The organism is Ferrimonas sp. YIN67 (genome assembly GCF_057219095.1).
Map to the genome: position 1 here is coordinate 711152 of NZ_JBXVVJ010000003.1, position 8381 is coordinate 719532.

The 8381-nt window shown below is 56.1% G+C and carries 6 protein-coding genes; all 6 read right to left on the reverse strand.

The window, feature by feature from the left end:
- Positions 1-4 precede the first annotated feature (4 nt).
- Positions 5-931: an oligopeptide ABC transporter permease OppB gene (oppB, locus tag AC2D8U_RS10440; RefSeq protein WP_484618974.1), complete on the reverse strand. Its 927-nt coding sequence runs from the start codon at positions 929-931 to the stop codon at positions 5-7.
- Positions 932-979: 48 nt separating this feature from the next.
- Positions 980-2602, reverse strand: coding sequence for an ABC transporter substrate-binding protein (locus AC2D8U_RS10445; RefSeq protein WP_484618975.1), 1623 nt, complete (start codon positions 2600-2602; stop codon positions 980-982).
- 413 nt (positions 2603-3015) lie between these two features.
- The gene (locus tag AC2D8U_RS10450; RefSeq protein WP_484618976.1) at positions 3016-3447 is read right to left on the reverse strand and encodes a secondary thiamine-phosphate synthase enzyme YjbQ; all 432 of its coding nucleotides are present in this window, start codon (positions 3445-3447) and stop codon (positions 3016-3018) included.
- A 98-nt stretch (positions 3448-3545) separates the two neighbouring features.
- A complete protein-coding gene (gene alr, locus AC2D8U_RS10455; protein WP_484618977.1) occupies positions 3546-4622 on the reverse strand; it encodes an alanine racemase in 1077 nt (358 codons plus the stop codon).
- 3 nt (positions 4623-4625) lie between these two features.
- Positions 4626-6035, reverse strand: coding sequence for a replicative DNA helicase (dnaB, locus tag AC2D8U_RS10460; protein ID WP_484618978.1), 1410 nt, complete (start codon positions 6033-6035; stop codon positions 4626-4628).
- 373 nt (positions 6036-6408) lie between these two features.
- Positions 6409-7635, reverse strand: coding sequence for a hypothetical protein (locus AC2D8U_RS10465; RefSeq protein WP_484618979.1), 1227 nt, complete (start codon positions 7633-7635; stop codon positions 6409-6411).
- Positions 7636-8381 lie beyond the last annotated feature (746 nt).

An 8381-nucleotide genomic window follows, 5' to 3' on the forward strand; every position in this document is an offset into this window, starting at 1 on the left:
CATTTTAGCTCTCCACTCGAATGCGCGGATCGATCAGGCCATAGACAATATCGACAATGGCCGTAAACAGAATGGTCAAGGTGCCCACCAGGATGGTCAGGCCCAGCACCAGTGAGTAGTCACGGTTGAGGGCGCCGTTGACAAAGTACTGACCAATACCCGGAATACCAAAGACCGTCTCGATCACCACGGAGCCTGTGATGATCCCGACGAAGGCGGGGCCCAGATAAGAGACCACAGGCAGCATGGCCGGCTTAAGCGCATGCTTGAGAATGATATGCTTCATCGGCAACCCCTTGGCGTGGGCGGTGCGGATAAAGGGCGAGTGGAGCACTTCGATCATGGAGCCGCGCATAATACGGGCGATGGACGCCATATAGAGGATCGCCATGGCCGAGACCGGCAGAACCATGTACATCCAGGCACCGTCGTTCCAGCCCCCGGCCGGCAACCAGCCCAGTTTCACCGCGAAGATCAGCACCAGGACAGGCGCCAGCACAAAGGAGGGCAAAACCACCCCCACCATGGCAAGGCTCATCACCGTGTAGTCGATCCAGCTGTTTTGCTTAAGCGCCGCCACCGTCCCCAGGGCACTGCCGAAGATCACGGTAAAGATAAAGGCCACCACCCCCAGCTTGATGGAGATGGGGAAACTTTGTCCCACCAGTTCGTTGACGCTGTAATCACGGTACTTGAAGGAGGGTCCGAGATCACCCTGGGCCAGATCCTTCAGGTAGTAGAGATATTGTTGCCACATGGGTTTATCCAGGTGGTACTTGGCCTCGATGTTGGCCAGCACCTCTGGCGGCAGGTTGAAATCCCCGGTAAAGGGGCTGCCCGGCGCCGACTGCATCAGAAAGAATGACAGGGTCACCAGGATAAACAGAGTTGGGATCGCCATGGCCAGGCGACGCACCGTAAATTGAAACATACCTTCACTCCCTGCGCCGAAACGGCGCAAACTTCCTCACCCCGCCTCTTAGTGGGCGATGATGTACAGGTTCTTGGTGTAGATGGTGTCTTCGACATTGTTCATCGGATAACCCCCTACGTACTCCTTGACCAGACGACTGATCACCGACTCATACACAGGGATCACCGGCATCTCCTCGGCAATGATCTCCTCGGCGCGGGTGTACAACTTGGCCCGCTCGGTATCATCGGCGACCAGGCGGGACTGGGCCATGATGGCATCGTACTCATCGTTGGCCCACTTACCCTTGTTCTGGCCGTGATTGGAGAGCATCACATCCAGCATGGTAGAGGCTTCGTTGTAATCCCCGGCCCAGCCAGCCCGAGCCACTTCGAAGCGTCCCTGGTTACGGGTATCCAGGAAGGTTTTCCACTCCTGGTTTTCCAGTCGGACCTGCACCCCGAGCGGCTTCCACAACTGAGCGATCACGATGGCGATCTTCTTGTGGGATTCACTGGTGTTATACAGCAGGTTGATCAGCAGCGGACGCTCTGGTCCATAGCCCGCTTCCGTCATCAGTCGCTTGGCCTCGGCCATGCGCTGCTCCTGAGTCCAGGTGGCGTACTCCACTACAGGCGGCTCGAAACCGTTAACGGCGGCAGGGGTGAAGGTGTAGGCAGGGCGCTGGCCCTGACCCAGCACGTAAGTGGTCAGGGCTTCCCGATTGATCGCCATAGACAACGCCTTACGCACCCGGGGATCGTCATAGGGGGGCACCTTGGTGTTGAACTCGTAGTAGTACATGGAGAGATAGGGCGTGGTGCGGATCTCATCCGGGATCTCCTTCTTCAGCGACTTATAGTGCTCAAGGGGAATCGTCAGGGTGATATCCAGTTCACCGGCCTTGTAACGGGACAACTCGGTGTTGGGCGATACGATGGCCATATAGGTCACCTTGTTCACCACGGTGTTGGCATCGTCCCAGTAGGTGGGGCTGCGCTTGAGCACGATGCGCTCATTCACTACCCACTGATCCAGGGTATAAGCCCCGTTGGTGACCATGTTCTCCGGACGGGTCCAATGATCGCCAAACTGCTCCACCACTTTCTGCGGTGTGGGGAAAGTGTTTTGGTGGGCCAGCATGCGAACAAAGTAGGGCACCGGCTTTTCCAGGGTTACCTGGAAAGTGCGATCATCCAGGGCCACCGCGCCCAGGGTTTCTGGTGACATCTTCCCGAGGATGATCTGAGAAGCGTTGGTAACGGTGGCGATCTCCAGGTACCAGGCGTAACGAGACGCCGTGGCCGGATCGACCGCCCGACGAAAGCCAAAGACGAAATCGTGTGCGGTAACCGGATCGCCATTGGACCACTTAATCCCCTCTCGCAGATGGAAGGTAAAGGTCTTGTTGTCTTCCGAAACCTCCCAGTGGGTGGCCTGAGCAGGAATAATATTGCCGTCGGCATCCTGCTGCACCAGCCCTTCGAACAGGTCTTTGGTGATGGTGGAGCCCGTGGTGCCCTCCACTTTTTGCGGATCCAGTGAGGCTGGCTCGGAGCCATTACCCCGCACCAGCTCCTGTACCGGATGCAGTTGCGTGCCCTCTGGCACAAATGCCGCCTGTGCCATCGGCAATACCGATGCCACAAATAGGCTGAATCCCACGGCTTTGATTATGGTTTTTGCCATGTACAGCGCGCTCCCTGATTGTAATGCTCTTATTCTGAACTTCCCTATAACCTGCCCTGCTGACGCGGTGGCAGGTTAAGATTTCGTTGTCTCGTAAGCGAGTGGCGCAAAATTCGCCCAAATACTCACGCAGAATAACAAAATCTCAATACGGAAACAGAAGAGGCTACATCAACCTGATTTATGAGTAACGCCGAATAACATTATGATCGACTCCATGCCGGTTCATTTCCCCACAAAGTTCAGAGACAGGCAGTGCATGAAACCAAATCTCTCAGCAACAAGCAGTGGAAAATAAAAACATCAACCAAGGTTCGAAAGAGCACCGGGATGGGCAAAAATTAACCAAAAACTCCCTTTTCAAACCCCTTTTGTGCCAACTTCACCAGGCAAATTGACAGACGAAATTACATTCATTCGAACTGACCCTGCAGGGTGGCAATCAGGGTCCGGCCCGAGGCCCGATCCCTGTGCTCGCCAAGATAGATCCCCTGCCAGGTTCCGGTCATCAGGCGCCCCTGACTTACCGGAATGGAGACGCTGCTGCCCAGCTGGCTGGCCTTCAGGTGAGCAGGCATATCATCCGGGCCTTCGTAGGTATGGCGGTAATAGGGGGCATTCTCGGGTGCGACCTGATTAAAGTGCGCTTCGAAGTCGAGACGCACGGTGGGATCGGCATTTTCGTTGAGCGTCAGAGAGGCAGAGGTGTGCTGAATAAACAGATGCAGCAGACCCATCTTGCATCGAGCCAACTCGGGCAATTGGGCAAGCACCTCGTCATCTATCAAGTGAAAACCCCGCCGCTTGGGTGGAAGCGTGAAGTGCTTTTGAAACCACTGGGCCATGACGTTTTTCCTTTTTGTTCGATATGACCGCAGTACTGTGCCACAGCAAGACGAGAAGAAGGAAGTGTCGTGCGGTACCTGCGTCATGCTGGCCCGGATCAATCCACGTAGCGCTGGTGCACCCGGGCTGTAGTTCCACACAGTAATTCATAGGGGATGGTTTCAGCACATTCGGCGATCTCCTCCACCGGCAACCCCTCCCCCCACAAGATGGCATCGTCGCCGGTCTGAACTTGTGCATCGCCCACCTCAACCGTGATCATATCCATGCTGACCCGGCCAACCAGGGGATAGCGCTGGCCGTTTACCAGCACAGGCGTTCCGGACGCGGCATGGCGTGGATAGCCATCGCCATAGCCGATAGCGATCACCGCGACTCGGGTATCACGGCTAGCACGCCAATTTTGACCATAGCCGACCGGCTCACCGGCCTTAAGGCTCCTCACCACCAGGACCTTGGAACGCAGAGTCATCACAGGCAATAGATCAAACTGGTGCGGTCGGCCACCAACCATGGGGTTGGCACCATAGAGGGCCAAACCCGGTCGGATCCAATCACCGTGAGCATCCTCTCGGGTTAAACTTCCTGCAGAATTACACAGGCTGCGCTCACCGGGGAGTTCCTTGACCAACTGGTTGAACACCTGGATCTGCCTTGCCGTTCCCGGATTACCCGGCTCATCCGCAACGGCAAAGTGGGTCATCAGGTTAAGGGGCTGGATCACGTTGGGGCAAAGTGACAATCTCCGATAGAGCGCCGGAAACTGCTCGGGCAAGACACCGAGGCGATGCATCCCGCTGTCGATCTTAATCCACACCACCAGAGACTGGGACAAGGTGGCGCGCTCAAGCAGGCGTACCTGCTGCTCATCGTGGATCACCACGTCGAGTTGGTGACTGGCCGCCTGCTCCAGATCCTCCTCGCTGAACACCCCCTCCATCAACACCAGGCGGGCAGTGATCCCACTGCCTCGCAGGGCCAGGGCTTCCTCGATGCGAGCCAGGCCAAAACCATCGACATCATCAAGCCAGTGGGCCAGTTTGACCAACCCATGGCCGTAGGCGTTGGCCTTCACCATCGCCAGGACCTTGCTGTTGGGGGCCAAGGCGCGTAAACGCGCAATGTTATGTCTTAATGCACTGCGGCGGATCTCCGCCACCGGGGAAAAACGCATGGGTTACTCGTCGTACTCGAAGGTGGTACCGGCGTAATTATCAAAGCGGGAAAAACGTCCCTGGAAGGTCAGCGGCACCTTGCCGATGGGGCCATTACGCTGCTTACCGAGAATGATCTCGGCCAGGCCCTTTTCTGCGGTATCCGGATGGTAAACTTCGTCACGGTAGATAAACATGATCAAATCCGCATCCTGCTCAATGGAGCCAGACTCACGCAGGTCCGAGTTTACCGGCCTTTTATCGGCTCGTTGCTCCAAAGAGCGGTTCAACTGCGACAGCGCTACCACGGGACACTCGAGCTCTTTGGCCAATGCCTTAAGGGAGCGCGAGATCTCGGCGATCTCCAGGGTTCGGTTTTCAGACAGCCCAGGAACCTGCATCAACTGCAGGTAATCCACCATGATCATGGAGATCCCACCGTGCTCCCGAGCGACCCGGCGAGCGCGGGAGCGCACCTCTGTCGGTGTCAAACCCGAGCCATCATCGATGTACATCTTGCCCTGCTCCATCATCAACCCCATGGTGGAAGAGACGCGAGCCCAATCATCGTCGTCCAACTCACCGGTCCGGATCCGGGTCTGATCGACCCGACCAAGAGAGGCGAGCATACGCATCATAATCTGCTCGGACGGCATCTCCAGGGAGAAGATCAACACCGGCTTATCTTCGTTCATCGCCGCCTGTTCACACAGGTTCATGGCAAAGGTGGTCTTCCCCATGGAGGGACGTGCCGCAACAATGATCAGGTCCGAAGGCTGCAACCCGGCCGTCATCTTATCCAGGTCCGAATACCCGGTGGAAACCCCGGTTACCCCGCCACTGTTGGGGTTATTAAATAGCTGTTCAATCCGATCCACCGTCTTGTTCAGCACGGTTTTGATGTCTTCTGGTCCCTCGTTGCTGTTCGCCCTCTGTTCGGCGATCTTGAATACCTTGCTCTCGGCCAGATCCAACAACTGGGAAGAATCCCTTCCCTCGGGATTAAAGCCCGCATCGGCGATCTCGTTGGCGACCTTGATCATCTCCCGCGTCACTGCGCGCTCACGAACAATGCCGGCATACGCCGTCAGGTTGGCCACACTCGGGGTATTGCGCGCAATGTCCGACAGGTAGGGGATCCCGCCAATCGAATCCAATTCGCCGCGCTTATCGAGTTCTTCGGACACGGTCACCAGATCCAACGGATGCCCCTGCTCCAACAAGACGGACATCGCATCGAAGATCAACTGGTGGCTACGGCTATAGAAGTCCTCCTTCACCACCTTCTCGGCGACCTGATCGAACATATCGCTGTTAAGCATCAAGCCACCCAGCACCGACTGCTCCGCCTCGAGTGAGTGCGGCGGCACCTTGAGTTGATCGACTGTCACTGCATTTTGGCCGGAGCGTTGCCGACCTTGTGTTTCCGCCATGTTAAATCCGATACACTGTCGTCAAACTGAAAAGGACGGTGAAACACACCGCCCCATTAAAATCATAATAATCTAAAGCCAGAGTGTTCTGGACCAATTGTTTTACGCGCCAATTTGGCTTGGCGTGCCACCTTGCCCCCGAACCCTTGAACCCCAAGGGTCACCACCGCTCTGGGATAGAGTGGACCATTGTAACGCGTCCCGAGGCCGCCCCAAAGTGTTGCACGGTTCCAATCCATAATAAGGCCACAACCGACGCGATCCCCCAGGGCGACCAGCGAATAAAGCTGATTAAAAAGACACTGTGCAAAGCACCTAAAAGAGCGTTCAAAAAGGATTTAACGCCACGAGAGGGGGGCAAACTCGCCCAGCTTCAAAATGGCTGGCTGATCGCGACCACCAGTCCTGCATCATCCTTCGCAAACGCCATGTCCAGGCGCACAAGAACATTTTCGACCCAGAGCCGGATCCCCGCCCCCGCCGACCACTCCATGTCCCGATGCAAGGTTTCCAGATCCGGCTCATTATGAACCCGACCGGCACCGGCGAAGAACGCCAACTCATACCATGGGAAATGATATCGATTAATAAAAGGGATCCCGCCCTGCGGCTGCCACTGTGGCACCACACGGTACTCGGCACCGTAATACAGGGCACTGCGATCATGGTAGCGGGCCCCACTGTACCCCCTCAATCGGTGCCAACCGCCGAGGGTCGACTGCGAAAACCATGCAGGTCCTCCTGCCGGGTTATCACTGCCCCCCTCCCACGTTGGTAGATCTGACAGATAAGCGGTCAATGCCAGAGACTGCTGCTTAGCCCATCTCGAACGCCCCAGATCCCAGTAGTGCCTGTGCTGGGCCTCCCACCGAGTATATGCCGTACGTTGACTCCCCCCCCAGTCCCGATATATCTCGATACTCGAACTGTAACCCGCCGTTGGCGAGGGGATGAAATTGCGTGCATCATGATCCAGCCGGACGGAAAGCCCCTGAGAAACAAAATCCTTGGATAATGCATGGACCTGATGCTTTTCATAAAACGGCCTCAACTCCAGACTGGTATAAGCTTCCCGTTCAAATAAACCGGGCTCTGAGTTGGCAACCGGCAAGCCCTCGCGCAGCGTCATCGTACGCCCACCCGGCTTGCGCCCGGCACCAATAGGCAACAGATAACGCATGGAGCCTTGGAGCGTCAACTGTCGCTCCTCCCCGAAAACAACATCATCAATGCTCGAACCATGACTCCCTGCGGGCGGAGTACTGATCGCCTTACGCTCTATGTAGAGGGTCTGTTCGTTGAACTGGCCCACAAAGGTTTCCAGATCAAAATAGAGGCGAGTCTTAGGGTCGAAGGTGTAGTTAAACCCACCCAAGTAACCCACATAACTGCCATTTTCCGAATAGGCACCGACGGCAACAAGTTGAGCCCGATCCTGCCCAAATCCCTGGAGTGAAGCTGCGGCGCCAAGTGAGAAACCCATGCTGGAGGTGGTAAAGGCAATGGGTACCGCTGCATTCCTGCCCCGTTTCTGTGACTCCGTGGCGTAGGGTGAAAAGCTTGCAGCCAGCAATGTGAGAAAAAGAGAGAAACGCAGCATAAGGGCCCCATAGCGAACAGCGCAAAGAATACTGCCTTTAGTTAGTGAAGTCAGTGCTTCTCTTCCTTCAATTCAGCTCGAATTCAGCGAGCCAGCTTTTTGTTCAATCCCGGGAAAGCACGACGTCAGAAAGGCGTAGAGAGCACCTGGCCTCAAAGTAACACACCGAGATACTCTCACAGCACAGAAACATAAGTACGCTCGGAACGCCGACCGAATAACACCAAACCTAAGAATGTGTAGCTATTCCAAAGCACAGCTTCACGGCTCACCGAAGTCGAGGCGCAAGCAAGCATCGAACGATGCTCAGCATTCCAGTGAGCCGAACAGGCAGACAGGAGGGTGGCGGAGCAGATCTGTTCTGACAGCCATGGAGGGTCAAGGCAACAACCGACAGGACACCGTCACTGGAAGGTCTCGCTCGTAATATGCCAAGTCCGAACCACTTCAACCGAACAGGTCCGTAGCGGCTGGCAGGGCGAACCAAGACCGAAGCGAAGCTTCGCAGTTTGGTGAGGTGGAGACAGGATGTCGACAGGAGGGGAACACCAGGGATGGGTTGATACGCCACAAGGTTCCGGTGAGCTCCTTAGTGTTGTTCGCACCAAAGGCGCACGTACCACTGCACCGTCCACTCATTGAACTTCAGAAATGCAAAAAAGCCTGAGTCTTTCGTCGGGGACGCCTAGTCTCAGGCTTTCTGCAAATAATGGCGGGCGAGCAGGGACCGAAGCGCAGCTTCGCAG

Bases quoted from the DNA above. Each gene is read 5' to 3' on its own strand.
- oppB (WP_484618974.1), bottom strand. From the start codon at position 931: ATGTTTCAATTTACGGTGCGTCGCCTGGCCATGGCGATCCCAACTCTG.
- AC2D8U_RS10445 (WP_484618975.1), bottom strand. From the start codon at position 2,602: ATGGCAAAAACCATAATCAAAGCCGTGGGATTCAGCCTATTTGTGGCA.
- AC2D8U_RS10450 (WP_484618976.1), bottom strand. From the start codon at position 3,447: ATGGCCCAGTGGTTTCAAAAGCACTTCACGCTTCCACCCAAGCGGCGG.
- alr (WP_484618977.1), bottom strand. From the start codon at position 4,622: ATGCGTTTTTCCCCGGTGGCGGAGATCCGCCGCAGTGCATTAAGACAT.
- dnaB (WP_484618978.1), bottom strand. From the start codon at position 6,035: ATGGCGGAAACACAAGGTCGGCAACGCTCCGGCCAAAATGCAGTGACA.
- AC2D8U_RS10465 (WP_484618979.1), bottom strand. From the start codon at position 7,635: ATGCTGCGTTTCTCTCTTTTTCTCACATTGCTGGCTGCAAGCTTTTCA.